The sequence below is a fragment of the Corynebacterium sp. KPL2861 genome, from assembly GCF_040225475.1.
Taxonomy (GTDB): Bacteria; Actinomycetota; Actinomycetes; order Mycobacteriales; family Mycobacteriaceae; genus Corynebacterium.
The window spans coordinates 80457-98530 of record NZ_JBEHFW010000008.1 but is presented as its reverse complement, the minus strand read 5'-3'; the positions used below and the strand labels follow the sequence as shown (position 1 = coordinate 98530).

13 protein-coding genes are annotated in these 18074 nt (G+C 60.6%); 3 read left to right on the top strand and 10 right to left on the bottom strand.

The features are described 5' to 3' along the window. Positions 1–78: 78 nt before the first annotated feature. The 6 genes from ABRP84_RS07955 to ABRP84_RS07930 form a co-directional block, all read right to left on the bottom strand. Positions 79–1380, bottom strand: a complete 1302-nt coding sequence (locus ABRP84_RS07955; protein WP_349853262.1) for a C1 family peptidase — start codon at positions 1378–1380, stop codon at positions 79–81. A gap of 13 nt (positions 1381–1393) precedes the next feature. Then, the gene (locus ABRP84_RS07950) at positions 1394–2713 is read right to left on the bottom strand and encodes a C1 family peptidase (RefSeq protein WP_349853261.1); all 1320 of its coding nucleotides are present in this window, start codon (positions 2711–2713) and stop codon (positions 1394–1396) included. A 77-nt stretch (positions 2714–2790) separates the two neighbouring features. After that, positions 2791–3732, bottom strand: a complete 942-nt coding sequence (locus ABRP84_RS07945) for an ArsA family ATPase (RefSeq protein WP_349853259.1) — start codon at positions 3730–3732, stop codon at positions 2791–2793. Beyond that, positions 3723–3980, bottom strand: a complete 258-nt coding sequence (locus tag ABRP84_RS07940; RefSeq protein ID WP_023029243.1) for a cory-CC-star protein — start codon at positions 3978–3980, stop codon at positions 3723–3725. The genes ABRP84_RS07945 and ABRP84_RS07940 overlap by 10 nt, the downstream gene beginning before the upstream one ends. After that, a complete protein-coding gene (locus tag ABRP84_RS07935; RefSeq protein ID WP_349853257.1) occupies positions 3964–5676 on the bottom strand; it encodes a carbon starvation CstA family protein in 1713 nt (570 codons plus the stop codon). The genes ABRP84_RS07940 and ABRP84_RS07935 overlap by 17 nt, the downstream gene beginning before the upstream one ends. A 433-nt stretch (positions 5677–6109) precedes the next feature. Continuing rightward, a complete protein-coding gene (locus ABRP84_RS07930; RefSeq protein ID WP_349837739.1) occupies positions 6110–6820 on the bottom strand; it encodes an ASCH domain-containing protein in 711 nt (236 codons plus the stop codon). A 1303-nt stretch (positions 6821–8123) separates the two neighbouring features. Between ABRP84_RS07930 and lysS the strand changes: the two genes are divergently transcribed. After that, entirely contained in the window at positions 8124–9701 is a 1578-nt protein-coding gene (lysS, locus tag ABRP84_RS07925; RefSeq protein WP_284869449.1) for a lysine--tRNA ligase, read from the top strand. A 435-nt stretch (positions 9702–10136) separates the two neighbouring features. Then, positions 10137–11060 carry a hypothetical protein gene (locus tag ABRP84_RS07920; RefSeq protein ID WP_284869450.1) on the top strand — a complete coding sequence of 308 codons (924 nt, stop codon included), beginning with the start codon at positions 10137–10139 and terminating at the stop codon, positions 11058–11060. Between the two features lie 6 nt (positions 11061–11066). Here the strand turns inward: ABRP84_RS07920 and crtI are convergent, their stop codons facing one another. Genes crtI through ABRP84_RS07905 form a run of 3 tightly spaced genes read right to left on the bottom strand, consistent with a single transcriptional unit; the run spans position 11067 to position 15007 of the window. Continuing rightward, complete coding sequence (gene crtI, locus ABRP84_RS07915; RefSeq protein WP_349853255.1) at positions 11067–12641, bottom strand: phytoene desaturase family protein; 1575 nt, start codon at positions 12639–12641, stop codon at positions 11067–11069. A 55-nt stretch (positions 12642–12696) separates the two neighbouring features. Continuing rightward, complete coding sequence (locus ABRP84_RS07910) at positions 12697–13539, bottom strand: phytoene/squalene synthase family protein (protein WP_349853254.1); 843 nt, start codon at positions 13537–13539, stop codon at positions 12697–12699. Between the two features lie 31 nt (positions 13540–13570). Next, entirely contained in the window at positions 13571–15007 is a 1437-nt protein-coding gene (locus ABRP84_RS07905; RefSeq protein WP_349853253.1) for a GuaB1 family IMP dehydrogenase-related protein, read from the bottom strand. A gap of 97 nt (positions 15008–15104) precedes the next feature. Here ABRP84_RS07905 and ABRP84_RS07900 point away from each other — a divergent pair, with 97 nt between their 5' ends. Further along, positions 15105–16526 carry an MDR family MFS transporter gene (locus tag ABRP84_RS07900; protein WP_349853252.1) on the top strand — a complete coding sequence of 474 codons (1422 nt, stop codon included), beginning with the start codon at positions 15105–15107 and terminating at the stop codon, positions 16524–16526. 97 nt (positions 16527–16623) lie between these two features. Here the strand turns inward: ABRP84_RS07900 and ABRP84_RS07895 are convergent, their stop codons facing one another. Then, on the bottom strand, positions 16624–17937 hold the full coding sequence (locus ABRP84_RS07895; protein ID WP_349853251.1) for a serine/threonine protein kinase: 1314 nt from the start codon (positions 17935–17937) through the stop codon (positions 16624–16626). Between the last annotated feature and the right edge of the window lie 137 nt (positions 17938–18074).

Here is an 18074-nt window from a genome sequence, read left to right as displayed (position 1 = left end):
AGCCACATCGGCGAACGCTACAGACTTCGCGGCACGAACTCTCGCGGCGCGGGTCCTCCCCGCGCCACCCGCGCCGCGCTAATTCGCCAGTGCGCCCATCGGATCCCACGCTGGCAGGGTGGTGATATCGGAGGATTTGAGCGCCTCTTGGTACTGCTCAGGCAGGCGGGACGGGTGGACGGCGATTTCGAAGACGTACTCGTCAAACCAGTCATCGGCCATGGTCCAAAAGCCCTTGTCGCCCTTCTCGGTGCCCCAGGAATTTTCCACGCGCCAGCGGGTGACGTCGCCGCCCTCGGCAATATCTGCGCCGGTAAAGACCATCGCGTGCGTCATCAGGGACTCGTGCAGGCGGAGGCGATCTGGCTTCTCTATGCCCATATCCACCCCATACAGCCCCTCATAATCGTGCAATTGCTTGGCCCAGACGCCGCTATCGGCATCGGATTGCTGGCTGGTATCGCAGCCGAACCAGACGGGCTGGCCATCCTCGACGGCAGAGCGAGTGGCATCGCGCAATACCTCGACCGGGGCGTTGAGGTAGGTGACCTTTTCGCCGGCGACGTTGCCAAGGTAGTCCACGGTATAGAGCTCGCCGTAGGAATTGCGCGGGTCATTGACCACGCAGACATACTCGCCCAAGTCCTTCGGGAGGTATTCGCGGGCGAATTCCTGCGGGGTAAAAGTGCCTTCGCGGTAGAAATTATCGTCCTTATCGCGGTATTGCCACTGGAACTCTGTGGGAGGGAGGCCGAGGTTGGCGGTGAGGATGCGGTAGACATCGGCAAGCGCCTGCTCCTGTGCCCCAGACTTGCCCGCGCGGATCTGGTGGGCGGCGCGGCGCAGGACGGTCTCCAGGTTCCGGTTGAGCATGGCGCTGGCCTCGGAGGACGCGGTCTCCGGCATGGCGTACTTGGGCACCACGCCGTACTTTTCCACCAGGGAGACGAACATGGACCACTGGCCGCCATCGCCGATGGGGTCATCCATGAGCTTGGTCAAGGTGCGGTCCGTAATATCGCGGTCCTTGAGCTCATCTACCGCGGTGAGGAACCAATTGGCCTTTTCCAGCTTGTCGTAGAAGTACAGGTAGGTCTGCGAAAGCTCGAAATCCTTGATGTTGGTGCGGTCCATGATGCCACCGCGCAGAGAATTCAGGCCCGCAAAAATCCAGCAGCGGCCAGAGGCCTTCTGGTTGGCCGCGCCCCACTTATCGAGCTTGTGGCTGGTCGCCGTGGTGAGCTCGCGCACGAGGTCGCGGTCGACGCTCAGCTTATCGATGCCCTCCTGCGCCACCGCATTCCGCGCCGCCCTGATGGCCGGCTCGCTGGCAAGCGTGGCGTTGGTGGTGTGAACTTCCTGTGGATTGATCTCATTCATTTTTCGATGCTCCTTAGTTCATCCGGTCCCAGAAGGGAAGCTCGATGGGCTCGGTCTCTAGCGCTTGCTGCTGCTGGGGAGTGAGGAATTCCTTGCGCACGGCGATGTGGAAGACGTTTTCGCCGAACCATTTATCCGACATCGTGGCAAAGCCCTTGCCGGGTACCTCGTCGGCGTCGTCCTTGCGCGGCGGCTTGGTGCCCCAGGAGTTCTCCACGCGCCATGCCCGCGGCGCACCATCAACTCCGGTCAGCGCCATCGCGTGGGTGGGCGCAGATTCGCCGGAGGTAAAGCGCTCCTCCTTGCTCATAGTGGAATCGATGCCGTAGAGGCCATCGGTATCGACGAGGCCCTCGTCCCACACGGCGTTCTGGAAGGAGAACTGGCGGGAGACATCGCAGCTAAACCACACCGGTTCGCCGGCCTCGATGCTGGCGCGCGCGGCGGAGCGCAGCTCGTCCACATCCACGTTGAGGTAGCCGGCGGGCGCGCCGCCAGCGACGTTGTTCACGCCGGCGCTGGTGTAGAGGCGGTGCTTGTCGTTGGTGGTACGGGGGTCATCGGCAAGCACGACGTACTCGTCCAACTTCGGCAGGTACTTATCCGCAAACTCGCGCGGGGTGGAGTGCACACGGAAGAATTGCTCGTCCTTGGTGCGGTAGCTCCACGTAAATTCCTCGGGCGGGGTGCCCAGGTGAATGGCGAGCACGCGTTGGATATCGGTGCGGGCTTGCTTGACGATGTCCCCTCGATCCCCCTCGCCTTCCACCGCACGGTGCGCAGCACGGCGGATGATCGTGGCGATATCGCGGTTCATCTGCGCGGTGTGGCCGGACGAGTGCACCTCCGGCATGACCTCGGCCGGGACAACGCCATACTTGTCCACGAGGTTGGTGAAAAATGACCACCAGCCGCCGTCGTCGCCTGTGAGCTCGAGGGAAGTAGCCACGTCGCGGTCATCCCAGTCGGTGCCGTCTTCGGTGAGATCCAGCAGCTGGTTGAGTGCGAAGTTGGCGCGCTCGAGTTTGTCGAAGTACTGCAGGTAGGTAAAGGAAAACTCAAAGTCATCGATGTTGAGCTCCTTGGCCGCGCGGTGGCGGAACACGTTGAGCGCGGCAAACATCCAGCAGCGCCCGGAGCGCATCTGGTCGGTGACCCCGAGGCTGTCGAGCTTTACCTCGGTGGTGGGGTAGAGCGCGGTAATGCGGTCGCGGTCAAGGGCCGCCTTGGCCACCCCTACGCTGGTAATGGCATTGCGCGCGACGCGCAGCTGGGAGTCCGCCGCGGCCTCCTCGCGCAATTGGGACAGGAAGTCATTGGTGAGCAAAGTCATACTCACCGTTTTAGCAGACGGCGATCTCACGCGAGGCCGCTGGGGCTGGATGGGCCGTTAGAGATCGCTACAGATCGCTATAGATGCCGCGCGAGCCGCGCCACGGCTTCGGGGCTTCCCACTTCTTCTGGGAGCCAGGGGATTTCGTGGACCGGGGTATCGGGAAGCTTATCGTGCAAGAGCGCCAGAGCCTCGTCCTCGGCGGCGCGCCGAGAGGCCAAGAACTCGCCTTGGTCCGCCGGGGTGCGGCGGTTGACCAGCATGGAGCCCACCCGCACGCCATTGCCGGTGAGATCCGCGTGGAACTCGGAGGACTCTAGGACGGGCAGGCGCTCGGCGGTAAGCACGATATGAAACACGGTGCGCTGAGAGGTCAGCGCAGCGCGCAGGTGCTCGAAGCGCTCGCGGCGCTGGAAGAGCGTGGCGCGGATTTCCTGATTGCGCCGGTCCACCGGGTCATTATCGGCGCCGGACTCCGCGGACATCCCGCGCACCAGCGAGCCGAATTTATCGGACTTTTCGCGCCGGGCAAGCAGCCCATCGGTATAGGCCGCCATGATTTCCGGCAGGGCCATCAGCCGGGAGGTGTGGCCGGACGGCGCGGTATCGAAGATGAGGTAGTCATACTCGTCCGCGGCGGCGACCAGGGCGGCCATGCGTTCTAAGAGCGCCGCCTCCTGCGTGCCGGGGGATTGGCGGGCCAAATCCAGGTGCTTTTTTACCTCGCCGTGCAGGTGCTCCGGCATGAAACGGCGCATCGAGGCGCCTACGGTCGCAAGGTGTTCCTCGGTGGCTTGGGCCGGATCGAGCTCGATGGCGGAGAGGGAGGGGGTGAGGTGAGTGGGGGCATCGGAAAGCGTGGCATCAAAGATATGCCCCAGGTTGTGCGCCGGATCCGTGGAGACCAACAGCACGTTGTGGTCCTGAGAAAGAGACAGGGCCGTGGCGGTGGCGAGGGTGGTCTTGCCTACGCCGCCCTTGCCGCCAAAGAACATGATGGGCGCGGTTTCTAGCAGCATTGAATATTCTCCAGGGGTGATTTATCCATGCCCATGCGCGTGTGCCAGGCGTGGAAATCTTCGTAGACCAGCGGCAATAGCTCCAGCGTGTAGTAGCTGGCGGGGTTGGGGATGCCGAGCGCCTCCGAGGCCACCAGCATCATAAATAGGTCATCTTCTTGCTGCTGGGCCTTGGCAAATACGGCGCGGTACGGGGCTTGGTAGAACTCATTGAGCCCCGCGCCGAAGGCCTTAAGCTTGTCGAGCATGCTGGGGAAGGGGAGCGTCGGTATCGTCATCGGTCCACTCCAGCGGCGGTTCCTTGCGCGCGTTGGAGATGGCGCCGATCGACTCCACGATGACCCAGATGGAGGCGATGACGATGACGACGTCCATGCCGAAGAGCAGCCAGTTCTGATCTGTAAACAGGGATTTCAGCTGTAGCAGCGCTGCCCACAGCGACATGATGGTGACAAAGATGAGCGGGATGATAACCGGCAGGGTGGGCCGACGCAGGTGGGTGAGGATGACCACGACGATGGCCAAGGACAGGCTGGCCATGAGCTGGTTGGTGGTACCGAAGAGCGGCCAGATGGTCATGCCGCCGGACCCGTCCGCGCCCGCCGAGAAGGTCAGCCCGAAGGCCAGGCCCACCGCGATGATGGTGGAAACCAGCGCCGTGATGCGGATGCCCATGATCTCGCCGATTTCCTGGACCACGATGCGCTGCAGGCGCACGCCGGAGTCCATCGTGGTGGCGGCGAAGAGCACGGCCATGGTTGCCAGGATGGTGGCAGACAGCGAGGTGGGAATGCCCAGGCCTTCGTTCATCAGCGCACCGCCGCCCTGCACGAAGGCGTCGACGCCGCCGGCGTTCCACTCGGCGTAGATTTCCTCCCAATTCGCCAGAGTCTTAAAGCCGGCGGTCGTGGCGATGATGGTGCCGAGCGCCAGCAGGCCCTCGCCCACAGCGCCGAAGTAACCCACGAAGCGAACGTCGGTTTCCTTATCAATCTGCTTGGACGAGGTACCCGAGGCCACGATGCCGTGGAAACCAGAGATGGCGCCGCAGGCGATGGTGACAAAAAGCAGCGGGAAAATCCCGGGGGTGCCCTCAGGAACATTCTCGCGCACGGCAGGGGCGGCGAGTTCCGGACGGGTGATGAGGAAGGAGCCGTACAAGATGATAAGACCTACGAAAAGCTGCAGGCCATTGATGTAATCGCGCGGCTGGAGCAGCACCCACACCGGCAGCAGCGAAGCAATGAAGGCGTAGATAAATAGCAGGATGATCCACACGCCGTTGGCGGGAATGCCCAGGACCGTCTCTGGCAGCACGACCGGGAAGCGGTCACCCAGAACCATCAGCGAATACAGCGCCACCACGCCCACCAGGGACACCAGCGGCAGGTTCCAGTTCAGGCGGTAGATGGCCTGGCCAATCAGCAGCGCGACGGCGATTGCACCCCACGTGGGAATGACCGCCGAGGGCGTGGAAATAAGCAGGTTCGAAATCACCACTGCGAACGCAGCATTGACCATGAGCAGCAGCAAGAAGATCACGATGAGGAAGAGGTTGCGCCCGCGCTTGCCGATGTAGCGCCCCGACAACGTACCAATCGACTGACCCTTGTGCCGCTGCGAGGCCCACAGCGCACCGAGGTCGTGCATGCCGGCGATGAAAACAGTGCCGAACGTGACCCACAAGAATGCCGGGAGCCAGCCCCAAATGACGGCTACTGCCGGGCCGATAATCGGTGCCGCACCCGCCACGGAGGTGAAGTGGTGGCCCCACAGCACGTATTTATTGGTGGGAACGTAATCCACGCCGTCTTTGAGGCGGTGCGCCGGGGTGGTGTAGTTCTCTGATAGCCGGAAGATGCTCTTGCCCAGGAATTTGGAATAGAGCAGGTAGCCGGCCAGCATCATCGCCACGCCGATGATGACAAGGATGAGAGAGTTCATGGCTGTGTCTCCTTGCGCGTCGAAGGTGAGGTGTTGTGTATCACAGGTCTGAACAGTATGTCACGGTTCACACAAATTCTTGCAGTGCGGGTAAATTAAGGGGGTGGTGTTCCACTATGTGGACGCGCGGGAGTGGATCACAGGGGCTTATGCGTGCTCGACGCCGCTTGGGAGACATGGCTGGGTCAAATCGCGGGTAGCGGCCGGGATTAAAGGACTCTGCTGGCGCGGCATGGAGCCAGTCGTGCCGAAGTACCGTGGTTAACGGCGAAAGCTCAATCGACTGGACTTATGGAGGAGTCGTTAGCTCGCTTCCTACAGTTGGGAGCCCTTTGGTGGCGGCACTTGTAAATCTTGACGAAATATCTCAAAAATTTCCGAACAGCAGCTTTTTGGTTAGGTAGCGAATGATCCGATTTTCGGTCTGGATAGTCTACTGGAGCTCGAATTCTACAACGTCAACTTCGTCTGTATCCGCTAATCCGGGGTAGTGGGTATCTAAAGCTTCGTGAAGCTCGGATAGAGAATTGAACCCGTCATTTTTAGCTTGCTTTTCCGACAGTAGCCCGCGCTGGGTAGATACAACGGCTGTGACCTGTGCGGGTAGCGTGACAACTTCTCCGGTTTCCTTCTCAAAGACTATTTGGGCTTTTCCTTCATAGAAGGGATCATCTACTCGGATTGTTTGTTGCTTTTCTCCGCTCCGAATGGAATCCTCGTAGCCTTCCCACATGTAGATACGCTGCTCTTTTTCCATATCTCGCCAGTTAAACGCGAATGGAAGAAGCTCTTCCACGGTGAGCGCTTCAAGGCCGTTGCTTCCGCGCACAATACACTGGATGGATGGATCGACATCAAAAAGTACCTGGCGGCATTTACCACAGGGTGAAATTACTTGTCCGGTAGGTCCATATACGGCGACCATTGCTTGGATGGGATCCTCTGGGTAACTAGCGGCATGGTTTGCTAAAGCAGAGACTTCACCGCAGGGGCCACCAAGGAAATGGTGTGCGTTTAAACCGAGAACCTGTTTTCCTGATTTGGTCAGGAGGGCTGCGGCGACGGTGTGGTCGCCTCCGTCTTGGAAACGCTGCGCATGGGCGGTTGCTTTGGCTGTTAATTCCCGAAGTTCGTTAGTAATCACGCTTCAATGGTAGTAACTACTAGCAGCATCGATCTATTTAAAGACAGGGGCCAATCAAATCTGGATTTCCTGGGTTTGCTTGATCGCAGGAAACCTTAGCTCCGAGGCGGCACTTGGTTTATTCTTCTTTGGCTGAGCAGAGTGCAATTAAAGTGGCCCGATATAAGTACCTCGAAACCGATGCTCAAAGGCTGGGTCGCAGAAAATGCTAGGCAAGCCCAGGGCATTCAGGCATGTCACTCGCCCTTGGATTTATTGGCTTCTTCATAGAGTATGGGGCTTGGCCTTAATAACGGTCGGAAGAGTAGCTTGGCCTGCAATGATCTGTGCAAAATCAGTATCCATAGACCTAAGTAAGCGTATCGCGTAGCGATGCGTAGACCAGAGACGATTAATATCAAGCATTGGCCGTAGATGAGCAGCTCGGTTTCTCATCCACCGTAGTTCATGGGCATAGCGATATACCGCTTCATGTCGAACGCCGTGAAATCCTGATGACAGTGCTGAGTTCCATATTTCGACTCGTTTGTTTCGAGGACCAGCATTCGGGGAAGGAAGAATGCTAGTCCATGAACCGAAGTTCAAACTCGCCACCAAATCATCGTGAGTTGGTGGAACGGACCTCACAGAACGGCTACCGGGATGGGGCTTAGCATAATTATCCAGTGCCTTCTTCTCCCACCACCTTGGATATAGGTCTGAATCATTTCGGGGCTGCCATGAAGCGGGGACATTGGGACGAACTAGATGTTGCAAAATCGTTGGAGCCGGATTCACAATCCAATCTTCATGACCTCCGAGAGTAGCATTCCATTGACGGAGACGCATATCGATTGTGTCACGAAGCAAGACTTCAACTATCCCCGTCAGCTCGGTAACCGCGCTGGAGGCTTGTATATTCCATAGATAAAGCTGAGCTGCCTCAACAAGCCCTACCGTGGCTTGCTTATATGTCTGGAAGCGCGCAGGAGGGATAGCCCGTTCTATTTGCCTAGCCGCACGATATGTCAGTTTAGGCATCACACACTTGTCTTTCTTTTAGAATAGGTATAATATCTTAGCTATAAAGCGGGACAGTACCCGCAGCTACAGAATACCGGCGCTGAGAAACTATCTCAGGGCCGGATTCTTTTTATAGGTGGGGAAGCGCAGGCTTAAACGATATTTTGTAGGAATCGTTAGTGTTCTCAGTCGATACAACGTCATGGTGTGTGCTTGCGGTCTGTGCGCCCTTTCGCTGCTTTGGTAGACATAGCTGGGCCAAATCGCGGGTAGCAGCTGGGATCGACTACCCTAGGCTAACGTGAGCGAGCAGAAGAATACTGAAGTAAATGATGTCCCTGAGCAGCTGCGCATCCGCCGTGAAAAGCGCGACCGCCTGCTCGAATCCGGCGTAGAGGCCTACCCGGTATCCGTCGAGCGCACCATCGCGCTTAAGGAATTGCGCCATGACTTCCGCGTAGTGGCCGAGGGCGAAGAGCCGGGCAATGAAGAGGACGTGACCTACTTGGAGCCCGGCGAGGAAACCGAGGTTTCCCACGCCATTGCTGGCCGCCTTATCTTCATGCGCAATACCGGCAAGCTGTGCTTTGCCACCTTGCAGGACGGCGATGGCACCCAAATGCAGGCCATGCTTTCGCAGGCCAAGGTGGGCAAGGAGCGCCTCGATGCCTGGAAGTCCGATGTGGACTTGGGCGACTTCATCTCCGTTAGCGGCCACGTGGTTGCGTCCCGCCGTGGCGAGCTGTCCATCATGGCTGAGGAATGGACCATGGCGGCTAAGTCCCTGCGCCCGCTGCCGGTGTCCTTCGCGGAAATGGCTGAAGATACCCGCGTGCGCCAGCGCTATAACGACCTCATTATCCGCGAAGAGGCCCGCAAGAACGCCATGGTGCGCGTGAAGGTCATGCGCGCGCTGCGCAATTACCTGGAAGGCCAGGACTTTGTAGAGATCGAAACCCCGATGCTGCAGACCCTGCACGGTGGTGCGGCCGCTCGCCCGTTTATCACCCACTCCAATGCGCTCGATATTGACCTCTACCTGCGCATTGCCCCGGAGCTGTACTTGAAGCGCGCCGTCGTCGGTGGCATCGACCGCGTCTTTGAAATCAACCGCAACTTCCGCAACGAGGGCGTGGACCGCTCCCACTCGCCGGAGTTCGCCATGCTAGAGACCTACGCCGCCTGGGGCGATTACAACGATTGCGCCCGCATGACCCGCGAATCCATCCAGTCCGTGGCCCGCGAGGTCTTTGGTTCCACTACCGTCACGCTTGCCGACGGCACCGATTTCGACTTCGGCGGCGAGCAATGGCCCGAAATCGAGATGTATCCTTCCCTGAACGAGGCCTTGCAGCGCAAGTTCCCCGGCCAGCCGGAGGTCACCATCGATACCGACGTGGAGACCTTGAAGGGCATTGCCAAGGTCATCGGCCTCGACGTGCCGCAGGGCGAGGGCTGGGGCCACGGCAAGCTGGTGGAGGAAATCTGGGAGGTCCTGTGCGAGGACCAACTGGAAGGCCCCATTTTTGTGAAGAACTTCCCGGTGGAGACCTCCCCGCTAACCCGCCAGCACCGTTCCGAACCCGGCGTGACCGAAAAGTGGGACCTCTACGTGCGCGGCTTCGAGCTGGCCACCGGCTACTCGGAGCTTGTCGATCCCGTTGTCCAGCGCGAGCGCTTCGAGGATCAGGCCCGCCTTGCCGCCGGCGGCGATGAGGAAGCCATGGTCTTGGACGAGGACTTCCTCGCCGCGATGGAACAGGGCATGCCGCCCACGGCCGGTACCGGTATGGGCATGGACCGCCTGCTCATGGCCCTGACCGGCCTCGGTATCCGCGAGACCGTGCTCTTCCCACTGGTAAAGCCGGAACAGAAGTAGTCCATACCCGGCGCTCCCACTCGGTGCCCACCCGCGCGGGCACCGTTAGCGCAACGACACCGGCTGCAGCCTTCCTTTGGCTGCAGCCTTTTTGTTTGCCCATTGCACCCGCCGCGTGTGCCTCGCAGCCCGAGTCGCACGCCTACTTCTATCGACTTCACAAAAGTGCAACCTCCTCGGTGATATCTGAGCGGAAAATGCTACATTTCAGGGCCGAGTTTGCTCAGTTATCACCGAGGACCTATTGCATCAGACGTTGTGCATCGGAGGTCGCACTTTGCTGGAGGAACAGAAGTAGCCCGCAACGCTGCTGCAATCACCGAATCCGCCGACTTCACTGGGGTCGGCGGATTTTGTTTTCGCAATCGCAGGCAGCGGCGCCGGTAGGGCTTGCAAACTCATGTGATGGTGCACATACTGTGCGAAACTGAATATATGAAAAGAATCGTATCTCTCCTATCCGTCCCCTTATTAGCAGTCGGCCTCGCGTCGTGCTCTTCGCCCGACGATGACGCGGAGAACCAGGCCTTTAGTTCGCCCACAACGCAGGCATCCTCGGAAGAAACCTCCGCTCCTGAGTCAACGGAAGAGACAACCACAACGACTAAGCAGACGGAGGAGGAGAAAGATTCTCACGGTCTTAAACAGCGCGATGCCAAAGACTTTCTCGCGACCGGTCCCGCATACGAGCAGATGAACTCTTGGGGAGTAAAAAGCCCCGATGGGAAGGTTCAGTGCTCCTTCAATGAGCAATCTGAAGGCCCGTGGTGCTCCGTACAATTCTCCGACCCACCAATTCTGCCGGACCCGGAAATCCCGCAATGGGAGGCCAATATGGTTAGCTACAAGAAAGGCGCAGGGTTCTTTCCTGCGGCTGTAGTCGAGCCGGGCGATCTTGTTCCAGCACAACCACTCAATGCCGGCGAAGAGGTAGAAATCAGTGGCGTGACCTTTTCGGCCCCACATGAGGATGAATTTATGGTCACCGTCAACGGTCATCACTTCACTCTTAAAGATAACGGTCAGTTCTCCGCCGATACCTATCCATTAGAACCGGATTCCAACGGCTATGCGGAGCAAGGCACCATCTGTGGACAGATGGAGACTAAATGGGGCCTTAAAAATGTTTATGTGCAGGTAGATGGCACCAACTGCTCCAAGGCAATGGAAGTGGTGGATTACTATGTGCACTATGAGTTCAAGCCTAAAGAGGTCAATACGCGTGGCATCCTGAATATCGGCGAGTGGGAATGCAGCTTTGCTGCACCGAAATTCCTCGATGACACTGAGCCAAGCAACAGATTGCCCAATTGTCAGGACCGGAGCGGGATTAGCCGCGTCGTGCTGCTCGACGCGTAACCTCGATTAGCCTGCCAGGGGCCCAGCGGAGGTATCGCCGCGCAGGCGCTTGATGATGTTTTCTGCAGAAATCAGGCACATCGGCACGCCGACGCCCGGCACGGTGGTCGCACCAGCGTAGTAGAGGCCGGCCACCTTGCGCGAGGCATTGCGCCCGCGGAAGAATGCAGATTGAAATAGCGTATGCGCTGGCCCCAAAGCTCCACCTGACCAGGAGTGATAGCGCTCGGCAAAATCGGCTGGTCCGAGACTGCGTGTGATGGTGAGTCGCTCGCGGAGGTCAGGAATATCGGCGGTGCGGGAAAGCTGGTCGAGGGCGGCATCGGCAATAGCAGCAACGCGCGGGGAAGCCTCGGGGTGGTAGGCATCGCCGTGCCCGTAGGCTTCTACAGCGGGTACGGGGATGAGGAAGAACAGGTTTTCGTGGTCTTCCGGTGCGACATTCGCGTCGGTGGCAGAAACCTTCGAAATGTAGATGGACTCAGAGGCGCCGAGGGGACGTTTTGGGTCCGGTGCGGAAAAGACCGCGCGGAAATCGGGGTCCCAGTCCTGGCTGAACAAAAAGGTATGGTGAGCTAGCTGCGGGAGCTTGCCCTGCACACCGGCAAGTACCACCACGGTGCCCAGCCCCGGATTGCGGCGGGCCCAGTAGCGCTCCGGATAGGTGCGCAGTTTCCGGGGAAGCAGCTGATTTTCGGTATGGTGCAAATCCGCGGCGGAGACCACAATATCGGCATCGATATGCCCGGTTGTCGTGCGGACGCCGGTGGCACGTGTGGAAGACCCGCTGGCGGTGGTGATGGCGGTGACCTCTTCGCCCAAGCGGAATGTGGCGCCGAATTTTTCTGCTTGGCGGTAAATGGCCTGCACCACTGCGTGGAATCCGCCGAGGGGGTAGCGCACGCCTTCCACCAGGTCGGTATGGCTTAAAAGGGAATACAGTGCTGGGGCCGCGGCGGGCTCGGAAGAGAGAAAAACTGCTGGGTAGCTCAGAATCTGGCGCAGGCGCGTATCCGAAAATTGCCCGTTGACGTGTTTTTGCAAGCTGGTAGTCAGCAGCGCTGCAATCCGCGCTAGCCGATGCCGAATATCTACATGCACCAGGTTCAACGGCGCCGAAAATGTGGTGTACAAAAAGTGATCGAGCGCTACGTGGTAGGCGTCGCTGGCATCTGCTAAATAAGTGCGCACCTGGCTGCCAGCACCTGGTTCAATCGATTCGAAGAGGTGGGCAACGTTATCGGTCCCGGAGTGAATATCCACGGGGGTGGGGCGCGAGCCGGTGCCAGGAGCGGATTCGGCGGGGCCGCCGGTATAGACGCGGTAATCCGGCGAGAGGCCCAGCAGATCCAGTTCCTTTTCTGTCGAGGTACCGCAGAGGGAAAAGAAGTGGTCGAAGGCATCCGGCATGAGGTACCAGGACGGTCCGGTATCCCAGCGGAACCCCGCCTCCGTATAGCTGCCCGCGCGTCCGCCTACCTCGTCTAGGGAATCTACGACGGTAACCTCGTAGCCCTCTTTTCCCAGGAGGGCAGCGGTGGCAAGGCCGGCGATGCCGGCCCCGATGACGACAGCGTGCATGATGTTCTCCTTAGTATTCAGTCTTCGGCGGGGTTCTTCATCTACGTGCGGTGCGCTATCGCACCGCACGCACCGCGCGGGCGGCCATCCACGCCTTGGTGCGATTCGGCACGGATATGCGGGTGGTTTTTAACTCCGCGGCGGGGGTAGCGGCGAGCTGGTTGGTTAGCTCGGCAAAGATATCGGCGGCCGCGCGCACGCCAACGCGGGCGGATAGCGGCAAGAGGTGTATGGCTTTTTCGGCGGCGGCGAGCTCGCGGCGGATTTCGGCGATGAGGGCGGACTTGGCGGCCTCGGAAAGCTCGCCACCAGCGGCCTGCGGGAAATAGGCCCGGCCCAGGACCGAGGAGTCCTCGCCCAGATCCCGCAGGAAGTTAATCTTTTGAAACGCGGAACCCAAGTAGCGCGCACCGCGGTCCATCGTGGCGCGATCGGCGGCGGAGACGGTCTCTTCCGCCAAGAAGACCTGCACACACAATAAGCCGATGACCTCGGCGGAGCCGTAGATATACTCGGCGAGCTCGGAAGCGGAATACTCCCGATGGGTGAGATCTGCGCGCATGGAATCGAAAAAAGCCACGAGATGATCGCGCTGGAAGCCGCAGCGCCTGGCGGTAATGGCATAGGAATGCACGATGGGATCGGTGTGCAGCCTTTTCTCCGGAGCCGCCAAGATAGCGGCCTCGTAGGCATCGAGCGCGGCGGCGGCATCGATGCGGGCTTGATGTGCGGTGCCATCGACAAGCTCGTCCGCGATGCGCACCACGGCATAAACGTGGCGGATGTCTTCGCGCACCCGCCCGCGCAACAGGCGCGTGGCCAGGGAAAAACTGGTGGAATACTGCCCCATAACCCGCGCGGCCGCGCGCGAGGCCGCCTGGTCATAGCGAGTCAACATACTTGCAAAAGTAGCACGCGCCCAAAGCGCCCTAGCGGTTGGTGGCCCGCGGCTGGCCCTCGGCAAAACCGGCCGCCGATTGCACGCCCACGGTGGCGCGCTCGTGGAAGCTAGCCAGCGAATCGGCCCCGGCGTAGGTGCAGGATGAGCGCACGCCGGAGATGATGCGGTCTACCAAATACTCCACGCCGCCGTGCTCCGGATCGAGGTAGATGCGCGAGGTGGAAATGCCTTCCTCAAACATCTCCCGGCGGGCGCGCTCGAAGGCCTCGGTGGCGGAATTGCGCCCGCGCACCGCCCGGCGCGAGGCCATGCCGAACGATTCCTTGTAGAACGATCCATCGGCGTCCTTGTGCAGGTCACCGGGCGATTCAAAGGTGCCGGCGAACCAGGAGCCAATCATCACATTGGACGCGCCCGCAGCCAGCGCCAGGGCCACGTCGCGGGGATCGCGCACGCCGCCATCGGCCCACACGTGCGCACCCACCTCGCGAGCCGCGGCCGCGCATTCCAGCACGGCGGAAAACTGCGGGCGGCCCACGCCGGTTTGCATGCGGGTGGTGCACATCGCGCCGGGGCCCACGCCGACCTTGATAATATCCGCGCCCGCCTCGGCCAGCTCGCGCACGCCGGCGGCCGTGACGACGTTGCCAGCGGCAATCGGTAGGCCCAGATCCAGGGCCTTGACCTTGCGCAGCGCCGCCAGCATGCTGTCTTGATGGCCGTGGGCGGTATCGATGACGAGGACGTCAGCGCCGGCATCGGCAAGCGCCCGCGCCCTGCCCTCAACGTCGCCATTAATGCCCACCGCGGCACCGATGTGCAGGCGCCCCTGCTTGTCGATGCCCGGCTTATACATCGTCGCCCGCAGCGCACCCTTGCGCGTCAAAATGCCCGCCAGCGTGTCATCCGGATTGACCACTGGGGCGAGCTTGCGCGAGGTTGCGCGCAGGCGGGTAAAGGCCTCCTGCGGGTCGATGCCCACAGGCAAAGTGACCAAATCAGTGGTCATGAGCTCGCCCACGGCGGTGAAATTATCCTGCCCGCGCAGATCCTTTGGCGTGATGATGCCTACCGGCAGCGCGCCGTCGACCACGATGGCCGCGCCGTGGGCGCGCTTGTGCAAAAGGTTGCTGGCATAGCCCACCGTATGGTGCGGCTTGATGGTGATAGGGGTGTCATAGACCAGGTCGGCGGCCTTTACCGAGGCGATCGTCTCCGCCGCGGCCTCCAGGCTGAGGTCCTGCGGCAGGATGGCCATGCCGCCGCGCCGGGCGATGGTCTCTGCCATACGGCGGCCGGCCACCGCGGTCATATTCGCCACGATGAGCGGGATGGTATTGCCCGTGCCATCGGCCGCGGTGAGGTCGACCGCCTGCCGCGAGCCAACATCTGAGTGGTTCGGCACCATAAATACATCCGAGTAGGTCAGCTCGTAGGGCGGGCGGGAATCATTGAGGAAATGCACTGTGGGATTGCCTAACGTGAATCGAGGGTGCAGGAAAAGACATCTAAATCATACGCCCCAAGTTTTGCAGGTTTAGCCAAGTCAGTATCCTGATTTGGTGTCTCAGAATCCCGCTCCGAAAATCTCCGCAGAGGTCATAGTCAACCTCACCATCTTGGTGCTCTCCGCGATGGTGATGATTTTGAATGAAACCGCCCTTTCGGTGGCGCTGCCCACCATCATGGCGGATTTCTCCATCCCGGCGACCTCCGCGCAGTGGCTGCTGACCGGCTTCTTGCTCACCATGGGTGTGGTCATTCCCACCACCGGGTTCCTGATGGATAAATTCACCACCCGGCAGATTTTTGGCGCCTCCACCGGCGTTTTCCTCACGGGCACGGTGCTGGCGGCCCTCGCCCCGGCCTTTGGGTTGCTGCTTGCCGGCCGCGTGCTGCAGGCCGCCGGTACCGCGCTGATGATTCCTACCCTTATGACCGTGGCCATGACGCTCGTTCCACCGCAACGTCGCGGCACCGTCATGGGCATTATCACCGTGGTCATCTCCGTGGCGCCGGCCCTGGGCCCCACCGTCGGCGGGTTCATTTTGAGCATGGCGACCTGGCACGTCATCTTCTGGACCATGGTCCCGCTCATCGCCGCTATTTGCATCGCCGGCTACTTCCGCCTGGTCAATGTGGGCGAGCGCAGGGATACCCCGCTCGATATCCCGTCGGTATTCTTATCCGCCCTGGCCTTCGGCGGGCTCATTTATGGCCTATCGTCCATCGAGAAGATGGTGGAGGGCGGCTCGCTTGCCGATGCCCTCGTGCTCCTCCTCGGCGTCCTCACCCTCATTACCTTTACCGTGCGCCAACTCCGGCTGGCTAAGGTAAACCGCGCGCTTTTGGACCTGCGCCTGTTTAAAGTCCGCAATTTCACCCTCGCGGTCATCGCCATGCTGCTCATGTTCGCCCTGCTGCTGGGCACGGTGAATATCCTGCCCATTTATCTACAGACCTCGCTAGCGGTATCCTCGCTGGTCACCGGCCTCGTGGTGATGCCCGGCGGCCTTTTGCAGGGCGGGATTTCCCCGATTGTGGGACGGATTTATGACGCCCTTGGACCTCGGCCGCTGTTGATTCCCGGCGCAGTCATGTTTTCTACCGGCATCTGGCTGATGACCCTGCTGACAGAAAACAGCGAGGTGTGGATGGTCATCGGCATGCATATCCTGTTCGCCGTGGGCATCGCGCTCATGATGACCCCGCTGATGACGGTCTCGCTGTCCTCGCTTCCCGATGACCTCTACTCCCACGGCTCTGCCATTCTAAATACGCTGCAGCAACTCGCCGGCGCGGCGGGTACCGCCTTCCTCGTGGCCTTTTTGACCAGCGGCACCAAATCCGGCCAAGCCGAGGGGATGAGCGAGGCCGCCGCCACCGCCCAAGGCGCGCACTGGGCCTTCCTTTTCGCCGGCGTGCTCTCGCTTTTCGTGCTCGTGCTAGCGCCCCTGCTCAAACGCGTGCCCGCCGAAGACTAGTCCCCGTGCCGGGAAGCTGCACGTCGCCCGACGCGCCGACGGAGTGGCCTCCGCGCGGGCGTTCCGGGCCATCCCGCCGCCGGTTATCTTGCGACGCCTACTGCGCACACAGCGGCAGCTTTAGCCGCGCGGCTTCGGCATCGTCGCCCCACACCATGAAGATGGATTGGGTGCCTTCCACGGCCATAACGTAGGTCTGCGGATCCGTTGAGGCCTCGTAGCTTTGGATGGTGCACCTATCGTTAGACAGCTCTACTGGGTCAGCGTCCGGGAGGACCGCATCGCGTTCTTCCACGCTGGGGTAGTAGGCGGCGGTGTAGTCGAAACCGTCTCCCGAGCAGGTGATCTTCGCTTCTTGACCATCCTCTGGGGCGCGGGAGGAACACTCCGCACCGAGCGCGCCGTCTTGACCGCTGCGCGAGCCAATCAGGCTCGGATAAGCATTCGCTAGGTTCTTTTCCTTGTCATCCCAGCTGGGGTAGGACAGGAAATACCACAACGCTCCCGCCGCAGCCACTGCGATGACGGCCAAAACAGAAATGAGCGCGATGAGCCCGCCCTTGCCCTTCTTCTTTGGCGGGGCCGCATTCATCGGTGGTACCGGCTGTTGCTGGTATTGCTGTTGATACTGCGGCTGATACTGGGGGCCCGCCTGGTTCTGCGGCGGGAACTGCTGCTGCGGTTGCGGTGGGAACTGTTGTTGCGGCTGGGACTCGGGCTCTTCGGCCTGCACCGGCGGGAACTGCGAAGTATCGAGATCGCGCTCGGGGCGCAGCGCTGCCACGACCTCTTTGGCGCTCGAGTAATCTTTGTCCGGCGTAAAGGAAGGGCACGTGGCGGCAACGAGTTTTTGGAAGGCGCGTACGGCATCGGCGCCGGTCACGCTCTCGGCCTTTTCTGGAGTTTTCTCGGCGGTTTCCTCCGCCGATTCCTCCGCCGTGCTGGCACCACCTGGGCCCGCGGCGGCGAGGACGGCGACCTCTTTATCCTCATCCACGAACACGCGCTCAGCCTTGAGCCCATGGACGGCGAAATCCGCGTGGTTGCGGCTAATCAGGAAATCCACCGCGCCGGCCACGGGGGTGAGGATTTCTTGGGCGCGGGGTTTGGTGGGGGCATCGGCAAGCGCGGGCAAGGCTGTGCCCTTACAGCCCTTGCGGACCAAGAATTCCTGGCCATCCGCGGTGGTGCCAGAGCCCTCCAGGGCGGCGAGCGCGGGGTGGTGCAGGCCGTGCAGGGCGGTAGAGGCCTTGACGATGCCCTCTACCCCCGCCGCGAAGATCTCCACCGTGAGTTCCTCATGGGTGGAGCCGTCCTCCACGGCAAAAAGGGTGGAATTGGGCCCCTCATCCAGCACTGCCTTTTCATGCAGGTTGTGCTGGGAAGCAAAGAATTCGGGAAGGTGCGGCACGGCTGTTTTATTCCTTCGTATCTACGAGACGGCAGGGAGAATGTAGAAGATTCTAGGCTAAATAGAGCCTGTTCGCTACCGGCGTACACCCATGTGAGCTGCGAGTATGGGCGGTTTGGGGCGTTTATAGGGCAATG

Excerpts from the sequence above, each read along its gene's own strand:
- ABRP84_RS07955 (WP_349853262.1), bottom strand. The coding sequence starts at position 1,380 with ATGAATGAGATCAATCCACAGGAAGTTCACACCACCAACGCCACGCTT.
- ABRP84_RS07950 (WP_349853261.1), bottom strand. The coding sequence starts at position 2,713 with ATGACTTTGCTCACCAATGACTTCCTGTCCCAATTGCGCGAGGAGGCC.
- ABRP84_RS07945 (WP_349853259.1), bottom strand. The coding sequence starts at position 3,732 with ATGCTGCTAGAAACCGCGCCCATCATGTTCTTTGGCGGCAAGGGCGGC.
- ABRP84_RS07940 (WP_023029243.1), bottom strand. The coding sequence starts at position 3,980 with ATGCTCGACAAGCTTAAGGCCTTCGGCGCGGGGCTCAATGAGTTCTAC.
- ABRP84_RS07935 (WP_349853257.1), bottom strand. The coding sequence starts at position 5,676 with ATGAACTCTCTCATCCTTGTCATCATCGGCGTGGCGATGATGCTGGCC.
- ABRP84_RS07920 (WP_284869450.1), top strand. The coding sequence starts at position 10,137 with ATGAAAAGAATCGTATCTCTCCTATCCGTCCCCTTATTAGCAGTCGGC.
- crtI (WP_349853255.1), bottom strand. The coding sequence starts at position 12,641 with ATGCACGCTGTCGTCATCGGGGCCGGCATCGCCGGCCTTGCCACCGCT.
- ABRP84_RS07910 (WP_349853254.1), bottom strand. The coding sequence starts at position 13,539 with ATGTTGACTCGCTATGACCAGGCGGCCTCGCGCGCGGCCGCGCGGGTT.